Here is a 19,797-nt window from a genome sequence, read left to right on the forward strand (position 1 = left end):
ATCACCTTCTTATTCTTGGGGAATTTAACAGGGCTTCGACAAGGACAGGTACGCGGATCGGTTTGGTGATATAGTCGTCCATCCCTGCATCCAGGCACATCTCACGGTCCCCCTGCATTGCGTTCGCGGTCATCGCGATAATGTGAGGACGACTTCCATCCGAATGCGCTTTGTTGATGCGGCGAGACGCTTCAAGACCATCCATCTCGGGCATTTGCACATCCATGAAAACGACATCGTATGTTTGCCGGTTTACGCTTTCGACCGCCTCAGCACCATTGCTGGCCAAATCCGCGCGGTAACCCATCTGCTCGAGCAGTCGGAGTGCAAGTTTCTGGTTCACCAAATTATCCTCAGCCAGCAAAATGCGCAGCGGATGTCGCGTCGCCATATCCGGATCTGTTTGAGGTTTGTCCTGTGGTTTGGACGGCTTTACTCGCACCTTTTCAGTCGCGAACAGTGTGACCAGGGTGTCGAACAAGTGGGATTGGCGCAAAGGTTTGGCGAGGTTGGCGGCGAAGAGCCCATCTTCCAGGTCTATGTCTCGCGGACCAAGTGAACTGAAAAGGATGAGTGGCAAACCCGGCTTCTTGGCGCGAACCTTTTTGGCAAGCTCTTCTCCATCCATTTCGGGCATATGCATGTCGAGAATAGCCAAATCGAACTCGACGCCTTCTTCTATTATGCTCAGCGCCTCGAACGGAGACGCACAGGTCGTGGTCTGTGTGCCCCATTTCTCGGTTTGAAGAGACAGGATTTTACGATTAGTGGCATTGTCGTCTACCATCAAAATTCGCTTTCCTTCGAGTTCAGGCTGAACGCCGATAAGATTGCGAGAAGACGACTTAACTGGCTTTGCGGGCTTTGCCTGGACCTTGAAAATAAAAGTGGAACCGCTCCCCTCGCCATCGCTTTCAGCCCACATGGTCCCACCCATAAGTTCGGCGAGGCGTTTCGAGATCGCAAGACCCAGACCAGTGCCGCCATATTTCCTGGTCGTTGAACTATCTGCCTGACTGAAAGACTGAAATAGTCGACTCATGCCTTTTTTGGACAGGCCGATTCCGGTGTCTCGGACTTTAAACGTCAGTTCAAGCATTCCCTGTACCTTGGCAGATTGCTCAACAGACAGAACTACTTCGCCGCTTTCGGTAAACTTCACTGCGTTGGAAAGAAGGTTAAGCAGAATTTGCCTTAACCTTGTTAGATCGGCGCTAATAGCCAGCGGTAGCGCGTCATCGAACTCATAGGCCAGATCGAGTTGTTTCTCGGCAGCCTTGCCGCTGATTAAATCAAGCGCGCTTTCTACGCACTCGCGCAGGTCGAACGGATGGTTTTCGATATCCATCTGCCCGGCCTCAATTTTCGAGAAGTCGAGGATCTCGTTTATGATACCCAAAAGCGCATCGCCGCTATCGCGGATCGTATTGGCGTAGTCGCTTTGTTCTGCGTCCAACTCTGTGTCCATCAACAGCCCGCTCATCCCGATTACGGCATTCATGGGGGTTCGAATTTCGTGGGACATCGTCGCCAGGAAAGCGCTTTTTGCTTCGTTTGCTTCCTCAGCAACTTTTCGCGCCTCTTCGGCCTCGCGGAAAAGACGCACATTCTCGATGGCAATTACCGCCTGGTCTGCAAACGAGTAGGCGAGGTCGATCTCATCTTTGGTAAAGGCGCCAGCTGTTTTCCGAGCGAACACCAATACACCCAGACACGCCTTGCCTTTTATTAGTGGCAGCAACAGAGCCGCGCGAACGCCATGCCGGTCATACGTAATCTGTTCAAACGGTGAGAGTTCGAGCGTATCCCAATCCGGAAGGTGGAGCATCTTCTTCTCATGAAGAACCTGAGCGGGAAAGCTGGACATTGGATCAGGGTCGATAGGGAAACTTTGGTTTCCTTCAAGGGTGGCAACACCGTCTGCACTCACCCGCGCAAGCACCTCGAATGTGTTACCTTGAGCGGTCATGGCCGCAACCATATCAGAGGAAACCAACCGCACACCTGCTTCTGCGATTGCTTCGAAGACTGGCTTGATGTCGTCAGGAGACTGGCTGATCACCCGTAGAACGTCCGCACTCGCAGTCTGACGTGCCAGGGAAGCTTGCGTTTCATTAAACAGGCGAACGTTTTCCAGCGCGATGATGGCCTGATCGGCGAAGGACTCGGCAATGGCGACCTCATCTTCGCTGAAAACTTTGGCCGTTTTTCGGATGAACACCAAGGCACCGAAACATTCCGTCCCGCGCATCAGAGGCACTGTCAGCGAAGACTTGAACCCTTTCCGGCGGATGATTTCTTGATCGCGTGGGGGTAGCTCATCGTACCGCCATTCGGGCAAATGCAAGGTCTTGCCGTTCTTGATTGCCTTAGAGGGCAAATTGTCTTCGGGATCAATTGGCAGGCGCTCGGTCCAAGTGATTTCTTCGACGCCATCGGGTGTCGCGGCGGCGATTTGCCAAAGTTCAGTCTTGTTCGCCTGAATGGCAATCGACAGGTCGCAATCTATGAGGGTCGTCGCCAGTCCGACAATCTTTTCAAAAACCGGCTTGGTATCTGTTGGGGATTCAGAGATTACTCTTAAGACGTCCGCGCTTGCGGTTTGGCGCGCGAGTGCGGTCTGCGTTTCGTTGAAGAGTTGCGAGTTCTGAATTGCGATTATTGCCTGGGACGCGAAGGTCTCCATTTGCTTGATTTGTTTTTCGTCAAAAGCGGCCGCTGTTCGGCTCCCCATGCTGATAACACCAATTGTGTCACCATCACGGATCAGTGGCACGGAAAGAACAGATCGATAGCCTTCGAGATTAAACTTGAGCAGCGGATCATAATTGGTGTCGGCTTGAGTGTCCTCAACATAGTCAGCCCTACCATGCAGAAGCGCACGCGATGTGGCTGATGTTTCCCCGGGTTCAAAAGGATGTGCCTTTAAAAAATCCGCGAATTTGGCTGATACATTGTGTCCGGCAAAATAATGGTACTTCCCGTCTTCGGGTGTCTTAAGTGCCACAAAGGCATCCTGTAGGCGGCAAATGCGGGATGAAACGGCCAGCAATGCTTCCAGTACAGGCTCCAATGCGTCGGGAGACCGAGAAATAACTTCGAGTACTTCGTTTGTGGCTTTTTGATACTCTAACGATTCCTCAACTTCCGCCGTTCGGGCTGTCACCTCGTCGAATAGGTGCGCATTTCCAAGTGCAATTACCGCTTGCGAGGCGAATGTTTCAACTAAGGCTATCTGCTTGTCCGAGAACGCCCCAATTTTCGAATGAGCAAGTGAAATCACGCCGAGCGTGACCCCATCCTTGACCAGCGGAACCCCTAAAGCTGAACGAAATCCGGCACCCAGTGCTTCTTCTTTCCAGGCATAGTCCGGGTCGTGCTCAAAATCTTCAATGTACACCGTTTTGCCTGTTAACGCGACGCGTCCCGTGGTTGTGCCCTTGTCTGGAACGAACACCTGACGGTTTATGATGTCGTGGTGAGCTGCGGCGGAATTGTGGGTCGCAGCAACGTCATAAATTCCGGTTTCTTCGTTTAGAAGTGCGACGTAGGACGCTTCGGGTTTGCAGATGCGAACCGCCACCTGCAAAATAGCTTTGAGAACTGGATCAAGTTCATTTGGCGAGCGTGAAATCACTCCCAGCACTTCAGACGTGGCCGTTTGATAGTCAAGCGCTTCTTCAACTTCCGCGGTGCGTGCCTGCACTTCTCTGAACAACCGTGTGTTGTTTATGGCTATCACAGCCTGGGATGCGAATGTCTCCAACAGGTTGACCTGTTTTTGGCTAAACGCCCCGGGCTTCCGGTGCGCCATGACGATAACACCAACGGTCACGCCGTCGCTGACCAAAGGGACGCCAAGAGTGGTGAGGTAGTCGCCGATCTCCGCCGCCACCTTCCATGTGTAAGTTGGATCCTTACTCGTATCTTTTATGTAAACAGTCTTGCCATAAAGAGCCGTGCGACCGATGCACGAGCCTTCCTCTGGGGCAATAGGGTTGTCTGACAAATAGTTAAGAAACGCATCGCTCACGTTGTGGGACATGGCCACACGGTACAACCCATCGTCAGCATCCCGCATTGCGAAGAATGCATATTCTGGGTCGCAGATACGCGAGGAAACTTCCAGGATTGCATCCAGCACTCGTGGAAGATCGTTGGGCGAGCGAGAGATGACATCCAATACTTCTGACGTGGCAGTCTGATATTCTAACGATTGTACGACTTCGGCAGTGCGTTCCTCCACTTCCCGGAAAAGGTTGGCATTCGTAATGGCGATAGTGGCCTGGTCGGCAAAGGTTTCTAACAACTGAATCTGTTTGGCGGAAAATCCCGAAACCTCGGTTGACCCGACCGAAATTACACCCACGACCTCGCCATTCTTGACCAATGGGACCCCGAGCACGGACCGATATTCCCCGACGCCGCTGTCTTCTATCCAGGTATAAGAGGTCTCGGTTTCAATATCTTCGATATAAACAGTGCGTTTCGACAGAATGGCACGCCCGTTGACACCGCTTTCATCAGGCGAAATAGGATGCGCTTTGACATATTCCGCAAAGGTCGTGTCCTGCGTGAGTATCGCATGAACATGAAAAAGCTGATCGTCGGGGTTCAGCATAGCAACATAAGCATCCTGCAATTCGCAGATGCGAGACGCCTCTTTGAGGATAGCGTCGAGAACAGGTGCTAACTCATTTGGTGATGCCGAAATCACCCGCAGCACTTCGGATGTAGAGGTCTGGTATTCCAAAGCCTGCGTCACTTCCGCCGTGCGATCCTGGACTTCGCGGAACTGGCGGACGTTCTCCATTGCGATCACGGCTTGAGCCGCGAAGGTTTGAACCAAAGCGACATCGTCGTCTGAGAAAGGTGCAACTTCACGACGGTAGAGCACGATCACCCCTAGACCGGTGCCATCCTTCATCAACGGAACTGCCAGAACCGAGCGGGCTCCTTCAATCTCAACCATCTGAACCCGTTTCGGGTCACGATCCCTGAAGTACAGGGGGTCGTCCGCGATATCGTCCTGGCGAATGACCTCGCCGTCGATCATTGGTTTGATCGCAATTAATTCCGTGCGTGTCAGCGGCTCGACAAAGTTTTTGAGCGCTTCGTCAAAGTCGGTTCTTGCGCCGATATTGGCCGGGATCGTTGCGAGCCCACGCTCGTTATCAGCGACACATAAAAACGCCAGCGGGGCTTTGCACAAACGGCTGGAGTTTTCGAGAATGCTTTGGAACACAGGTCTTTCGTCGTCGCGGCTACGGCTGATAACTTCGAGGATTTCTCGCGATGCTTTTTCGCGCTCAAGTCGTTCCTGAACCTCTCGAAACTGTCGCGTGTTTTCTATCGCTATGACCGCGTGATTGGCGAACTCTTCGATGAATTGTACGTCGGGATCAGAGAACGGGCGCACTTCGCGGCGGCTAACCGCAATAGCACCTATCGCCTGCTCACCTTGCATCAACGGGACGACAACGCGCGACCTGATACCTTCGACGTCGACAATTTGATGTGCGGTGGCATCGCCTGAGCGGTAGAAATCGGTGTCAGCCATATCCTCGACGCGAACAACTTTGCCAGTTCGGATCGCCGCAGCTGCCGTGATTGAGCTATCAAGAGACCATTCTTCGCCCAATTCAACTTCGGTTCTGTCATGGCCCCATGCTGCTGCCAATCGAATATGGGTTCCAACGGCGTTGACCAACAGAAGCGCGGACTGATCTGCCCCACAAACCTCTGTGGCCTGCTGAAGCACCGCTTCGAAGACACGTGCATCATTGTCGCGGCTTTTGCTGATGACGCTCAGAACTTCTTGCGTCGCGGTTTGTCGCTCCAACTGAATGTGCAGCTCGTTCATTTGACGAGTGTTATCGAGGGCAATGACGGCTTGCGCGGCAAAGCTCTCGACCAAAGAAATCTCGTCATCGGAAAAGGGTCGCACTTCGCGCCGGTAGATCCCGATGACACCTACAGGGTCACCATTTGCTGACATCAAAGGAACCGTCAGAAACGAACGGACACCTTCCTCATCAACCAATTGCCGACGCCAGGGATCACCGTTGATGTAGTGGTCTTTCTCGCGCAAATCGACGTTGTGAATGACGCGCGCTTCCCGCACGGACTCGGCAATTTGTAAATTTGAGTCCAGAGACCAGCGATCCACGCCGACCTTGTATGTAGCCAATTGATCACCAAAATGGGCCGCGTATTCCAAATGAGTTCCCGCCTCATTTAGCAGGCTCAACGTTGCTACATCTGTTTCGCAAAGCCGGGCCGTGTTTTCCAAGATCGTCTGAAATACCGGCGCTTCATCATCCCGAGACCGACTGATCGTCTCCAGAACATCACGCGTGGCACCTTCACGCGCCAGACGCACCTGCAACTCGCTAAACTGACGAACATTTTCAATTGCAATGACCGCTTGTGCGGCGAAAGTTTCAACCAGCTGGACCTGATCGTCGGAATAAGGTCGCACCTCATCCCGTGCCAACATCAGGCACCCGATTGCACTGCCACCCACTTTCAACGGAACAAAAAGATTGCTCCGGCACCCATGCGTGTCGACAATGAGCTTAAAGCGCTCATCGCCCGATTTGTGAAAATCGGTGTCGCCCATATCGACAACACGTTTTGTCTTACCGCTGAGAATAGTGTCAGTCACAATGGAGTTGCCTGGCTCCATCGTGTATTTGCCATCGAGCCAGAGCTGCTGAATATCCGGGTGTAAATTGACGCTTGCAACCAGTTGCTGACGAGCATCCCCTTCTTGCCCGAGCACCAGACCGGCAAAAAAGGCATCACACAGATCTTTTGCCAGCGTTACAATCAGGTCGCATACTGGTTGGATGTCGTCCTTGGTCTCGGAGATCGCTTGCATAACCCGCGCGGTGGCTTCAAACCGAGCCTGCTGATCATCCGCGCTGAGCCCAGAGCGTTGCGAAGATGACGACGCTGAATCAGCAGTCTCTCTTGATGCCTTCTTTCCACCCACCTGCGTTCGTGCCCCTACGCAAACTAATGAAACACACAAGACCAGAGTTTAGAGGGCATACGATAGAAGTCACAGAGTTTCTTTCTGGACAGCATCCGTGACTGAGCAGCCTCTTCTGGCTGGCGCAACTTGGCCGCAAGGCTCGGCAACCATTGATTTCCGTTTGGCTGCGTGATTCACGTTTCGAAAACTAGGCGGAGAACATGTCTGATCTTTTCTTGTTAAGCGACGAGAAAATGGCGCGTCTGGCACCCTTCTTACCAAAGTCCCGCGGCAAACTTCGCGTCAATGGCAGGCGTGTCTTTAGGGGGTTATCTTCATCAACCGCAACGGGTTACGGTGGCACGACGCACCTAGGGAATAAGGACCACACAAGACGCTCTATAAATGTTGGAATCTATGGAGTGACAAAAGTATTTTGCCCAGATGCTTGTCGGTCTGGCCGCTGATCACGGCGAAGAGAAGACTGCGATGATCGACGCCACATACCTCAAAGCCCTCGCACGGCATCCAGCCTAACGGTGAAAAAAGGGGGACTTGGATGTCTGATCGGGCGTACCAATGGCGGCATGAACACAAAGTTGCATGCGGTTTGCGACAGCCAGGGACATTCTTTCAATCTGTTTGTAACCGCAGGGCAAGTTAGCGAATACATCTGCGCACGCGCTTTGGTCGGCAGCCTGCCATAGGCAGATTCGCTATTGGGTGACTGGGGCTATGACGCCGATTGGTTCAGAGAAGCGTTGAAAGACAAAGGTATACGCGCGTGCATTCCAGGCCGCAGACAGCGTAAGTCAGCCATCCGGCACGACAAGCGCCTCTACCAAAGCCGCACTCGGATTGAGATCATGTTTGGCAGATTGGTCGCAGCTTTACTCATCTATTGGCTACGAGTCCTGAGCCTAGGGAAGCTCAAAGCACAAGTACGATTTGCAGGTAACGACATAGGTCGTTCCTTGCGCAATTCATTTAAATCAAAGGTAATTCAGCTTCTTGGTCACCCAGAAAAGAATTTCTGCCAACACCGAAATCGCGCCTGCTTCCTCGGTGATAACCAAGCCCGTACCTGATGCACCCAGTTTGGTCACCCTTGCACCCTGATCTTCAGGGATTTCTGCAACAACGATGAAGTCCGCCGCGCCAATCAACTCACGCAGCGACGGAAGCCCACTTCTGGCGTCCAACGCACCTTCGCTGGTAGCGGGTGGTATGTCCGAAATCGTGGTATCAAACTCCGCTCCAGGCATACTGCGCAGGGCAACACGAATAGTGTCGCCAATGGATATGTTTTGCAGACTACTCAAAGGAAGTGTCGCAACCAGAACCCTGTCGCCCGGTATAACAAAATTGATTGCCCCTTGTAGAGTCGATACCCGGTTTCCAGGGCGCAGGGTCAGGCCTGTCACCATGCCATCTGCAGGTGCGCGCACGACTGTTTGTTCCAATGCCCAACGCGCTTGGATCAGCAAATTCTCTACCTCGGCAACGCCAACATCGACCCCATCCACTTGGGCGGCAATACGCCTTTCAAGACCCGCCTTCCGCGCGTTTGCGGCGCGCAAGCCCGCCTCAAGTTGCTCTATCGTTGAAACGGCTTCCTGAAGCTGGAACTCAGTGGACGCTCCCCGTTCGGTGAGACGGATAATGTCATCGCGACGCGCCACGCCAAAATCCAGTTGCGCGGACAGTGAGGCAATGTCAGCCTCAGCCGCCTCAAGGTCGTGACCCAGTTGATCCGCCTCAGATTGCGCTGAGGCCAGCGACGCTTCAAGTCGAGCGACCTCGGCTGCGAATTCCGTATCATCTATCCGGAAAAGAACATCCCCCTTTGATACCAGCTCATTGGGCTCTGCCGCGACTTCTGTCACTGGTCCTGCAACATTTGGGGCAATGCTGATCACCGCGCCTTGTACCGAAACCGTACCGCTTGGTGTCGTGTGGTTCAGCGCGCCGATAACCACTAATGCAATCACGACACCACCGCCATAGATGAAGGTCTTTGAAACCGCGTTCCAAGGCAGCAGGCGGAGTTTTGAAAACACCAACCATGCCAGGCCAAAATACAGCGCCAGAACGATTAGCATATCAGATACTCCACTGAATTCATTGGGCCAGGAACCGAAGCATCTGAGCTTACTAAAGACGCACAAGACCAGGTTCGGCCGATTGGGCCACTATACAGCCACAAGTAGCGTATCTGAAAGAGTGTGCTCGGAAAGGGCTCCTGGTGCACCAATTGCAACAAGCCTGGTTTCGGGTTTGCGCTCACCCCACACTTCATCCCGCGCGATGTCCATGCGTTTACCGACGACCTGGACAAGAATACGATGATCCGGATCCTCCTCACTGAAGACAAAACCCTTGAGACGATAGACATCACCGGGAAGCGTCCGAATAGCGCTGCGGAGAGAGGACAGGCTTATCGGGCGTTCCGCTTTCATCATGGTTGTCGAAAAGCTGTCTGAATGATTAGCGTGGTGACAGCCGCAGCCGGGGCCATGTTCATGATGGTCAGGTACTTCTGTTTCTAGTTGTTCTGAGGCAAAGCGGCCGACTGAAAGAAGTATGTCCAGAGGGACGTTTGCATTGACAGCTTCGACCAAACGATAACGACGAAAGCGAGACCCGAGCCAATCGTGCACCTTCTGAATAGTGGCCCTATCGACAAGATCAACCTTGTTCAAAATAACCATATCCGAGAACGCGATTTGACGGAGCTTCAGTTCCATTTGTTCCGGCGCAGAAAATAGCTGTTCCGCATCGACAAGACACATAAGACTGTCCAAGCGGATCATGTCCCGAAACTTCTGATCTGTGAATGTCATCGCAATTGATGACGGGTCCGACACTCCACTTGCTTCAAGGACGATGTATTCCGGTTTCTCAGGCCGGGCGAGAACGGCCTCTACCGTTTCGATCAGGTCGTCTCGGATCGAGCAGCACACGCAGCCATTCGCTAGACTCATCACATCATCTTCGAGGCCGACCACCAAGTCGGCGTCGACGTTTATGGATCCAAAGTCATTCACCAGGACTGCCACTCGCAATCCGTGATTGCCGGTGAGGATGCGGTTCAAAAGCGTTGTCTTACCGGCTCCTAGAAAGCCGGTAAGGATCGTTACGGGGATCGCGGAAGTCGAACCGAATTCAATCATTATTGGATCTCCCATCAATCGTCATCACGCGAGCCGATTATATCGGAAACTTTTATTGTAAAGTCCTGCGGCCAGTCCCCGCCGGGTGCTCGGAAGACGTCAGTTGGATAGTACTCGCGAGGATCGATCTCCATATCACGGTACTTCTGATCTTGCTGATCTGCTCGAGTGAGCCTCGGATTAGGTAGTGTGATTTCATCAGGAAGCTCAATACGCCCGGCCTCGGCCGCCGCAGCCAGTTCGCGAAATGGTGGAACAGTGCCGGATTTTCCGGGCAGTGCAGCTTTCCTGTACCAAATCGCATCCTTGGTCACGTTAACAACGGCTACATCGAGACCCCATTGGAACAAACCGTCGTAGTGGGCGCGAATGCCAGCCAGCATTTCAGCGTCGATATCCTCGTCCTGGGTGTAGTGCGTCACCATTCCCAGACGTGGGCGAGTGTCCGCAAAAAGCTTACCTACGGCATAGTGAGAGGTGTGATGCGTATCGATGGTGTAGTTGAAAAGATCCTGTGGGATACCGTATTTGTAGGTCATCAACTGACCAATATCCTGTCCCGACATTTCGGTTACAAAGACATCAACTCCTTCACCGTATTTCCGTGAAAGTTCGTCTGGTCGACCGTCGCCTGTCCATACAAAGCTCAGACCATTCCAATCGAGCCGATACCCAACTGCACCGTCCTTGGCGTGGCTGCGCGGCCAGGACCGAACAGTCACACCGTCTTGGTCATAGACGATGCCGCCTTCTTGGCTGAAATCGAACTCGTTGACCTCGATTTCGTAGCCGTCCCCAATCGGGAACACGTCGAATGCTTCAAGATGCCATTTGAGCATCTGCTGCATGCCTTTGACCATCCCGGCTGTTCCAAGCTCGGGTGTCCGACCGGACGGGCCGTGAATACGAAGTGGAGTGTACCCTCCTGACCAAGCCCGGAATGGGTAGATGTAAGGGATGTCGGCATAGTGGTCGACATGTAGGTGAGAGATGAAGATGTCGTTGATCAGCTGCCCCGGCACCTGCATGGCAATGATGTTGCGGACACAACCGGATCCAAAGTCGAAGAAGAACCGTTTTCCATTTCCCAACTCTACCATGATACAAGTACCCGCCTGATCTTCGCGTGGCGGATATGGTGTCGAGCCACAGAATGAGATGCGCATCTCATCTGGCCCCAACTCCTCACTAAGTGGAAAATAGTTCGCGTTTGAGCCTGTCATGTACTTCGTCGGGCGGAAATACTCTGGCAAAGAGATACCACCTGCGGGTCGCCCACCGTATGGGTTCTTGAGCGTTTCTCCCAGCGGGCCGTCTCCCTCGTGGGCCTCGGCACTTCCTGCCGCAAACCCAGCCGCCCCCGTCGCGGCTGCTCCGGTGGCTAAACCTTTGAGAACATTCCGCCGCGAGGGATCTTCAATTTGGTCTGTTGTCTGAACCTGTTTGTTCTCCAGGTCTTTTCCATTGTCTTCCTTGGTCATGGCCATGCCCTCATTTGGAAATGTTGCGAGGATCGCGCTTCACCATCCGGCGAAGTTCGTTCACGAGTTCAGATTTTATGTGGGCCCATTCCGCGCGCTCTGAGGCTGTGATCGATACATCATCCAGCAACTCGGAAGCTTTCTTCAGGTCTTCGACGACCTCCTTGAGCAACGCATCCGTTTCGATACGCGCTGACAGCGCATCGGACAGTTCTGGAATCTCTTCTTTCAGGTCCACTGCCACTGGATAAATCCCGGCTCCCACTATCTATTCTCACATCGAGATGAGTGTGGTTGACCGTGCAGGCCAAGTGAGTCACCGTGAGTTGGGGGTGAGTTTGCCTTGAACAAAGCTAATGAATTGCCGATAGATCAACATGTTGAGCAGCCGTCGCCGGATCTTGTCCGGGAAGCGCTCGAGCGCGTTGTATCGAGCGACGAGTTCCAAGCTTCACCCCGCCTCCAACAATTTCTTACATACGTAGTCGAGGAAGCTATCGCGGGTCGTGGTCCCCAGATCCGAGGCAAAGCTATTGCCGTAGAGGTCTATGGACGACGCATTGATGGCAGTGGCGGCCAAAACCTCGTTCGCGTCGAAGCCAGGCGGCTGCGTCGGCTATTGCGCGAATTTTACGAAGATCAATGGGACGGCGAAGGGGTTCGCATTTTTGTTGATCCTGGCGGATACAAGCCGCGGTTTTCATACGAGCCTACAATTGAAGACGGCGTATCAAATGCATGGAACGGCGATGAGCCCGGCGGGCGTCGGCGTTCGCTGCGACTGCTGCCAGTTGGATTGGGGGTCCTCGCAGTAGTCGTTGTGCTTGGCATCTGGACGAGCCAAATAAACACAGAAGAACCGCCAACGGCTCAATCCATTGAACAAGCTGAACGTGCAGCACTTGGTGAGCAATCTTTGACAAGACTTCAGGCGGCCAACCTTGCAGATCAAGCCCGAGGCATGTTTTTTCCCGTTTTTGACGTCAAGCGCCAGCAAATCGCACTGGGAATGTTCCAGCATGCAGCCGAGCTCGACCCAGCACTCTCCGATGGCTATGCGGGATCGGCACAGGTTTTGGCGACTCTGGCCATGCTGTCCCCGGATGAATCGCAAAGAGAAGATCTCTTAGGTCAAGCTTCGGAACTATCTGAAAAGGCCCTTGAATTGTCCCCTGCTGATGCGTGGGCAAATGGCGCAAATGGTTGGGTGTTGGCTGTCTATAACCAGCCAAACGAAGCTTTAAAATACGCCCGAATGTCCGTCGAATTGGGGCCGAAGGACGGCCATATTCTCGATCTTGTTGGTATCACTGCCATAGTTGCCAATGCCCCGGAACTTGCTGCCGAAGTCAGCAACCCGGAAAGAACCAGGTCTGGATCGGGTAGGTTTGGTGCGAGAAACATCTGGGGCGTGTCGCAACTTATGCTCGGGAATTACGAGAGTGTTGTCGAAGCCTTTCATGGGGCGCCAGCTGCCGGAGCGCCAGTCAGTGCTCCTTCGCTCTTATTCCAAGCTGTTGCGCAAGATGAGTTGGGAAACACGGAAGACGCACAACGGCTCATTGCAGAAATGCGCAAAACGTGGCCCGAGTTTCCGTCTGAGTTTCTCGCTTACAGGATATTCAACAACGACAACGCTACACGGAATTTGATACTGGAAACACTTAGCAAGTTTTGACAAACGGCCGATTAAAACGACAATGATGTGCGTCTATTGCTGACGCAGAAAATCCACGCAGTTGCGGTGCTTACAATTCGGCACCTCAGCAGTATTCACCGAGCCGTTCATACACCTGTGCGGATCGCGCAGGGTTTTACCATCCTTTCTCTGCGCGCGCGCCGAATTCGAAGATGGCGGCAAACTGGGCTTTTGCTCATGTGGCTATGGATGACCCAGCGCAGACGCGCTAGACCCTTTGCGGGATTGAGCAATGCAAAGGGCCTCCCAAGCCTCTTGGATTAAATGCGGTCTTTTTGCTTGGATTCTCGCGAAGGTCCGTGATGCACAGAAAGCGGACTTTGCATAGTTTTGACGCAAATCTTCCTAAAACTAACCAAAGAAAAATATTAGCGGAAATTCAGCCTCTTGATACGACAACATGACATTTGTCCCGAGATGTCGCATGAAACTCAAACGGGTTTTGGGTCGGTTTTAAGTGGTAGTAGTAGTCAATGCCATGAATGTCTGGAGTGGATAATCTTAAATCGTAGCCGATAATCCCGCCTCTCAATTCACGGACCCACCCACCCGTCCGTACGCGGCTAGCGGAAAAGTTGGCCTCAGATGTGTTCCGTAGTTTCAACGAATTCACGATGACCATGTTGGGGTATGGACTGTTTTCAGGGCAATGCTCGACCAAACGCCATGCGCCGTTTAGAATTTTCGGGTTTTCTGCTCCGCGCACAATTCCTGAACAAACAAAGCTGGGAAGCTCTCGCAACGCGCTTAAAGTATCAATCGAGAAGGTTGTCGAGAACGTTTCCATGGAGCTAAACTGTTTTGTCAACTCCAACAATGCGCCTCTTGTCTTATTCCCAAGCTTTCCATCGGGTTCTCCTGCATCACAACTCAGCCTGTTGAGTTCCACCTGAATGGAGTAAACAACTTGTTCTAGCGACAGTCAACGAGAACCATAGGCGGAAATTCCGAGTGGATCATAGAAGTTAGACTGCGTCGTTTGCGAGTGATCGTGGTAGTGGGCCTTACTTCGCGCGTGGCGTAGTGACGCCATCAGTACACGTTCCGGATTATTGATGAACTGGCTTGCATCGGCTTCGTCATTGTCTTCTCCCGCTGCAGGAGGAGCGGGCTGTAGACGGCCTTCAAGCACAGTGCCCCACACGTTGATATCGGCCAGCGTCAAAGGATCCACCGTTAGCGGATTTTCTTCGAGAATTGTGAAGTTGGCCAGTTTGCCAGGCTCGATGGAACCGATCTCATCCTCCAATTGCAGAGAATAGGCTGCGCCGATGGTGATACCTTCCAAAGCGTCTTCGGCACTGATGCGCTGGTCCGGACCAACGACGCGACCGCTCGTGGCTATCCGATTGACAGCAGCCCACATGTATTTCAACGGCTCCGCAGGAGCCATCGGCATGTCCGAGTGCATCGAGAAGGGGATACCTGCTCGGACGGCATCGCCTAAAGGCACCATGCGCTCTGTGCGCTCGCTACCGACGCTGCCTGCGGCATAGCGATCTGCGAGCGTCGGCGTATAAACGGAATTGCCGCTGACAATCGCGCCAAGACGTTTAATGCGTGCGATCTGATCAGGTTGAGCGTAGCCAAAGTGTACGACGACGGTGCGATGGTCATATCTCGGATTGCGCTGCATGGCAGCTTCGAGGGCATCCAGAAGAATGTCCAGACCGCCGTCTCCCAGATTGTGAACATGGACCTGAAAGCCTGCGTCCCAATAAAGGTCGAACACCTGCTTGAAGAAATCGGGCGTCATAATCCATTCACCTTCATGCCCGTCCAGGTAGCCATCGCGCATGATCATTAATTCACTGAAGATCGCTCCATCCAAAAGCAGCTTGACCTGCTTCGGTAGGAACTGGGTTCGACCTTCGCTCCACGCCAGCATTGCTTCGGTTTCGGACAGTACTTTTTCGGGGCCCTCTGTGTTCAGAAACAAACCACCAAGCGTTCGACCGTCCGGAATAAAGTAAAAGTTGAAAGGTGTGTCGTCTGGTCCGAACGCTTCTGCTACGAGCGCTTGGGCGTTCTGATCCACAGGGCCAGCTGGCTCTGCAAGTGTCGTGATCCCGCTGCGGTGGTAATAGTCCTCTGTGAACTCCAGCGCTTCCATGACCCTGTCGATAGACGCATAGACCGGAGCAAACTTCTCAAAGAACACATGCTCCCAGAATGCAGCTTCAAGGAAGAGGCCTTTTTCAAGATTGGCTTGAGACCGGGCCAACTCGCTCGACCAGCTCGCAATGTATTCTTCGGTGATATCCAGTTGTTTGATGGCCGCCGAGTTGAAGTACATCTCGTGGGTAGAGCGCTGCCATACAGCCAGCGGAATGTCGGGGGCCAGTTCGTCCAAAATCGCACGGCTCATGTCCCCGTGCCACAACGCGTGATACCCCCAGACCATCAACGGCCGCCCGCTGCTAGGATCATATGTATTGATGACCTCGGACAGGCGTTGGCGAAACTCCTCCTCGCTATTGGCAAGAGGCGCAAATCCGGCCGGCGATTGCCAGTCCTCGATGGAAATTATGGCATCCGACATCATGGCAAGTGCGCCCAGAAGCGGGTGTAAATGCTGTTCAATGAACCCAGGCACAATGACTTTGTCTTCAAAACTGCGGTCAATTGCATAGCTACCTTCGGGCAGCCGACCCTCGATACCCTCTAGGGTTCCGACGTCGACAATTCGACCGTTTCTAACTGCCACGGCCTCAGCCAACGGGGCGTCCGGATTCATGGTAAGAACTTCTCCACCGACGTAGACAGTCGTGCCGGGAAACTCAGGAAAACGGTCGAAGGCGTCTTGCAAAGAAGGAGACTGCGCAACGCCGTGAAGCGGCATGAGTGCGAAAGCGAGTATGGTTAGAGACTTAGAGAAACTCATTGATGCCTCCGAATAAGATTGCGGACATTAATAAATTGCTTCGATCAGAGCAGGTTGGTCTGCGATGTGTCAACCTAAGCCGTCAGTCTCAAAACACCGACTGAGCGACATAAATTTGAAAGCCACTTTCGCGGCCCGCTGTGGTCTCGTGGCAGACATTCGCCGAAATTCACAGAATGACTGCAATGCGAACAAAGTGGATATTTCACCAGGTAAGTGAGAGCGGCAGTAATTCTCGAATTCCCTATAAAACGGACTATGCTTTGCCGGGCAAAACTACGGTGTTCAGTTCTTTGAAAATCAGATTTTGATAAGCCGTCTGCGGCCGTACTTCAGTTGCAACTCATTTGGAGCGATACTGCCATGCCAAACACTTCATTACTTTCCAAGTCCAATTTTCCAGTTTTTGCGCTTATTGGAGGTTTGACTATGCAAAGCCTTGGAACATCTCCTGCACATGCTGAAGACGACCCATACGCGACGCCGCGAGAAGAATTTTCCATCCGTGACCTACGGAATGGTTACACGGCCGAGCAAACCTACGACCTGAGTTCTGAATGGAATTTGCAGAAGTTTCTCGACATCACCGAAGCCGGGGCGTTTTCATACATGAACCTCGCCGAGTTCCTGCCGAGTTCGGTTATTCGCCGCGACGGGGCCGTCGCGATGCTTGCGACAAACCTTAACAATGCCATAGGCGCTACGAGTGTTTCAGGCGCTGATGGCAATGCTGTCTCGCTCGACGAGATGATTAATGCCGACGTTTCCACAGTGCAGGGCGTTATGGTTCTTCACAACGGCGAAATAGCTTACGAGGCCTACCCAGGAATGCGCCGGACGGACAACCACGTCTGGATGTCCAATGCAAAGATCCTGTCGAGCTTGCTGATCGGTCAATTGGAAGATGAGGGTAAGATCGACGTCCAGAAAACGGTTGGCGACTATGTCGAGGGCACCAAGGGAACAGCTTGGGAGAACATAAAAGTCATCGACGTCCTGAACATGCAGTCTGGGTTGGATCTGGAAGAGAACCCCCTGTCGCGCAAAGGCGATACTCCATATGGGCGTTTTGTCAGGGCTGAGGTTGGTGTTCCGAACGAAGCAGGCCTCCTGCAAACGCATAACGAAGCCATGTTTGCAATACCCAAGCTGCGGGAACCGGCTAAGGCCTTCGAATACTCCTCTGCAAACACACAAATGCTTGGCCTCGTCATCGAAGCCGTTACGAACCAGCGACTTGGTGAAGCGATCACGGAGCGGGTCTGGAGCAAAGCGGGAATGACTGGCGACGCCACCCTTGCGCTGTCACCTCAAGGAAACGGCATCATACACGGTCTGATCAGCAGCCGATTGATCGACATGGCAAAGATTGGTCTTCTCTACACGCCGAGCTGGGACAAGACAGCGTCAGACCGCATTGTATCTGAAAAGATGATCGGCACGATCCAAACAGCGGGTGTCGCTGAAAACTACATGAAGGGAACGCTTGGGCCGCACCTTTCTGAAGCATTCCGTGAACAGCCGATGGCAAACGCGTACCAATGGGATGCCGTTTTTGCCGATGGCGATTTCTACAAAAGCGGGATGAATGGCCAAGGAATTCATGTCTCACCAGGAAAAGACGCAGTCGTCGTTTGGTACGCAACCGGAGGTGCCAGTATCGACATGGAAGCTTACGCCAGGGCCATTGTGACTTCACTGTAGGTCAGATCACGCACTGGCGTCTCTGGCCGCAGGCCAATGGATTGTTGGTCGTTTGGTGACTAGAGCATCCATTCGACCGGCAGCCACCTGACAACGGCCGTCAGGGCACGCTGTAAACCGGTGGTTTCCGGGTCCGCGGTATGAGTGGTGACTGTCCCATCCTGCTCTTCTTGCAGCCAGATCATCTCGCCGCTGTCGTTAAGTTCGACGCGGTAAGAAAACTCAGGCCTGTTCAATTGCTCCGCAAGCGACGCAGCAATCGTTGGGCTTTCGATCATAAGGCCCATTTCTGTATTAAGCCGCGCGGATCTGGGGTCGAGGTTGTAAGAGCCTATAAAGATCCGTTCTCCATCCGATCCAAAGACTTTTGCGTGTAGGCCAGAAGCCGATCCAGCCAGCATCTCGGGAAGGCTACGCTCGCGATGTTCACGCCGCAAAGCTCGAAGCTCTAGCAACTCTACACCGCTGTTCAGCAAACCTTCCCTGTATCGCATATAGGCCGCGTGCACGGGCATCACATCCGTGGCATCCAGTGAGTTGGTTAAGACGCGGACCTTCACTCCGGACTTTGCCAACCCTTCAAGAACCTCCGCCCCTCGTTCCCCCGGAATGAAATACGCAGAGACCAAGTCCAATGAGGATTGAGAGGTTTTGGCGAACTCGATCAGTTGTTCGACAATCAGGTCTTCACTTTCGACCTCGCCCAACCCTTTTGACGGGTCGTCGACAAAAAGTGTGACTTCGCTCCACTCGAACTTCAGATCATGTGCAGCTATCCGGTCGGCCAGTTCGTTATCCTGAATTGCCCTTTGATAGCCTGCGCCAACCGCAGTCTGGCGCGCGGCGTCTGCCTTTGCTTTCAGACTTTTTTCCGACGGAGGTTCCAAAAAGAGCCCAGCGTCGTACGCGGAGGCACTGTTCCAATATGCGTCGAACGATTGCGACACTTCATCCACAATCGGGCCGATAGCTATCGCGTCTACATCCAGGTAGTGCGTTCCCGCACCGTAGTCGAAATAGATGTTACCAATGTTACGTCCCCCAACTATCGTGGCGACCCCGTCCACAGTCATTGACTTGTTGTGCATCCGCCGGTTCAGGCGACCAAAGTCAAATGCATAGGACAGAAGTTTTGGGTTCCTCAAAGTGAACGGATTGAAGATGCGTACATTTGCATGTGGCAAGGCGTCCAGTTCGGCAAGCAAATCATCCAATCCGGAGATACCGTTATCGTCGACCAGCAATCTGACGCGCACGCCGCGCTCTGCTGCTGCCCTAAGCTCTTCCAGAAGCATCAGGCCGGTAACGTCATCTTGCCAGATGTAGTACTGAGCATCGATTGAGGATGTCGCTTCTCTCGCGAGGATCGCCCGGGCTGCAAAAGCTGCGCGTCCATTTCCCAACGGCCTTACACCGTCGAGCCCGGGGATACGTTCAAGTGCATTTTTTATTGTTGCACCTAGTGGCCCGTCCCAATCGGCTTTTTGCTTAAACGTTGGCTCAGAAAAGTTTTCTTCAGGAAGTGGAAATGTCCACCTTAACCCGACTATGGCCACTGCCATCAGCGCCACCGAAATCAAACATATTCTGATCAGCCGCATTCAGGGTTCCGTAGTTGGCGCGCGGGATTGGCCTTACAGTTGAGATTGGCCTATCGACCGATAATTTTTCAAGAGCTTAGGTCAGAGCAAACAACTGAGCACCGAACTTTGTCCTATTTGGGCTCGAGGCAGACGTTCGCAAAATCGCGATGTATATCCCCTTTGCGGACTTTGCGGCCATCCGCATCTTTGGCCCAGTGGGCCGCTCGCAGCCCGATGAAGACCTTCACTACTTAGCTTTGCATCCTCCTAGATGCGGAGAAAGCTGACTATAGT

At 53.1% G+C, this 19,797-nt stretch carries 10 protein-coding genes and 1 pseudogene; 3 read left to right on the forward strand and 8 right to left on the reverse strand.

Annotation, left to right across the window (positions count from 1 at the left end):
• Nucleotide 1: 1 nt before the first annotated feature.
• The gene (locus tag ACR0B5_RS18810) at nt 2-6,997 is read right to left on the reverse strand and encodes a GAF domain-containing protein (protein WP_480542531.1); all 6,996 of its coding nucleotides are present in this window, start codon (nt 6,995-6,997) and stop codon (nt 2-4) included.
• A 203-nt stretch (nt 6,998-7,200) separates the two neighbouring features.
• Between ACR0B5_RS18810 and ACR0B5_RS18815 the strand changes: the two are divergent.
• A pseudogene (locus ACR0B5_RS18815) lies at nt 7,201-7,860 on the forward strand (IS5 family transposase); the annotation flags it as partial.
• A 111-nt stretch (nt 7,861-7,971) separates the two neighbouring features.
• Here the strand turns inward: ACR0B5_RS18815 and ACR0B5_RS18820 are convergent.
• From ACR0B5_RS18820 to ACR0B5_RS18835, 4 genes are all read right to left on the reverse strand, one after another.
• On the reverse strand, nt 7,972-9,081 hold the full coding sequence (locus ACR0B5_RS18820; RefSeq protein WP_480542533.1) for an HlyD family secretion protein: 1,110 nt from the start codon (nt 9,079-9,081) through the stop codon (nt 7,972-7,974).
• 90 nt (nt 9,082-9,171) lie between these two features.
• The gene (locus ACR0B5_RS18825) at nt 9,172-10,152 is read right to left on the reverse strand and encodes a CobW family GTP-binding protein (RefSeq protein WP_480542535.1); all 981 of its coding nucleotides are present in this window, start codon (nt 10,150-10,152) and stop codon (nt 9,172-9,174) included.
• Between the two features lie 14 nt (nt 10,153-10,166).
• Complete coding sequence (gene gntH, locus ACR0B5_RS18830) at nt 10,167-11,633, reverse strand: guanitoxin biosynthesis MBL fold metallo-hydrolase GntH (protein ID WP_480542537.1); 1,467 nt, start codon at nt 11,631-11,633, stop codon at nt 10,167-10,169.
• A 10-nt stretch (nt 11,634-11,643) separates the two neighbouring features.
• Nucleotides 11,644-11,877, reverse strand: coding sequence for a hypothetical protein (locus ACR0B5_RS18835; protein ID WP_480542539.1), 234 nt, complete (start codon nt 11,875-11,877; stop codon nt 11,644-11,646).
• 99 nt (nt 11,878-11,976) lie between these two features.
• Between ACR0B5_RS18835 and ACR0B5_RS18840 the strand changes: the two genes are divergently transcribed.
• Entirely contained in the window at nt 11,977-13,311 is a 1,335-nt protein-coding gene (locus ACR0B5_RS18840) for a hypothetical protein (RefSeq protein ID WP_480542541.1), read from the forward strand.
• Between the two features lie 400 nt (nt 13,312-13,711).
• On the opposite strand, the gene ACR0B5_RS18845 is transcribed toward ACR0B5_RS18840, so the two are convergent.
• Both ACR0B5_RS18845 and ACR0B5_RS18850 read right to left on the reverse strand, forming a co-directional pair.
• Nucleotides 13,712-14,119, reverse strand: a complete 408-nt coding sequence (locus tag ACR0B5_RS18845) for a hypothetical protein (protein WP_480542543.1) — start codon at nt 14,117-14,119, stop codon at nt 13,712-13,714.
• Between the two features lie 135 nt (nt 14,120-14,254).
• On the reverse strand, nt 14,255-16,216 hold the full coding sequence (locus ACR0B5_RS18850; RefSeq protein WP_480542545.1) for an amidohydrolase: 1,962 nt from the start codon (nt 16,214-16,216) through the stop codon (nt 14,255-14,257).
• Nucleotides 16,217-16,579: 363 nt separating this feature from the next.
• Between ACR0B5_RS18850 and ACR0B5_RS18855 the strand changes: the two genes are divergently transcribed.
• Entirely contained in the window at nt 16,580-17,920 is a 1,341-nt protein-coding gene (locus ACR0B5_RS18855) for a serine hydrolase domain-containing protein (protein WP_480542547.1), read from the forward strand.
• A gap of 59 nt (nt 17,921-17,979) precedes the next feature.
• Here the strand turns inward: ACR0B5_RS18855 and ACR0B5_RS18860 are convergent, their stop codons facing one another.
• Entirely contained in the window at nt 17,980-19,521 is a 1,542-nt protein-coding gene (locus ACR0B5_RS18860) for a phospholipase D-like domain-containing protein (RefSeq protein WP_480542549.1), read from the reverse strand.
• Between the last annotated feature and the right edge of the window lie 276 nt (nt 19,522-19,797).

The organism is Ruegeria sp. AG1, from assembly GCF_056541705.1.

Coding starts and splice junctions, on each gene's coding strand:
- ACR0B5_RS18820 (WP_480542533.1), bottom strand. CDS start 9,081: ATGCTAATCGTTCTGGCGCTGTATTTTGGCCTGGCATGGTTGGTGTTT.
- ACR0B5_RS18825 (WP_480542535.1), bottom strand. CDS start 10,152: ATGATTGAATTCGGTTCGACTTCCGCGATCCCCGTAACGATCCTTACC.
- gntH (WP_480542537.1), bottom strand. CDS start 11,633: ATGACCAAGGAAGACAATGGAAAAGACCTGGAGAACAAACAGGTTCAG.
- ACR0B5_RS18845 (WP_480542543.1), bottom strand. CDS start 14,119: ATGGAAACGTTCTCGACAACCTTCTCGATTGATACTTTAAGCGCGTTG.
- ACR0B5_RS18850 (WP_480542545.1), bottom strand. CDS start 16,216: ATGAGTTTCTCTAAGTCTCTAACCATACTCGCTTTCGCACTCATGCCG.
- ACR0B5_RS18855 (WP_480542547.1), top strand. CDS start 16,580: ATGCCAAACACTTCATTACTTTCCAAGTCCAATTTTCCAGTTTTTGCG.
- ACR0B5_RS18860 (WP_480542549.1), bottom strand. CDS start 19,521: ATGCGGCTGATCAGAATATGTTTGATTTCGGTGGCGCTGATGGCAGTG.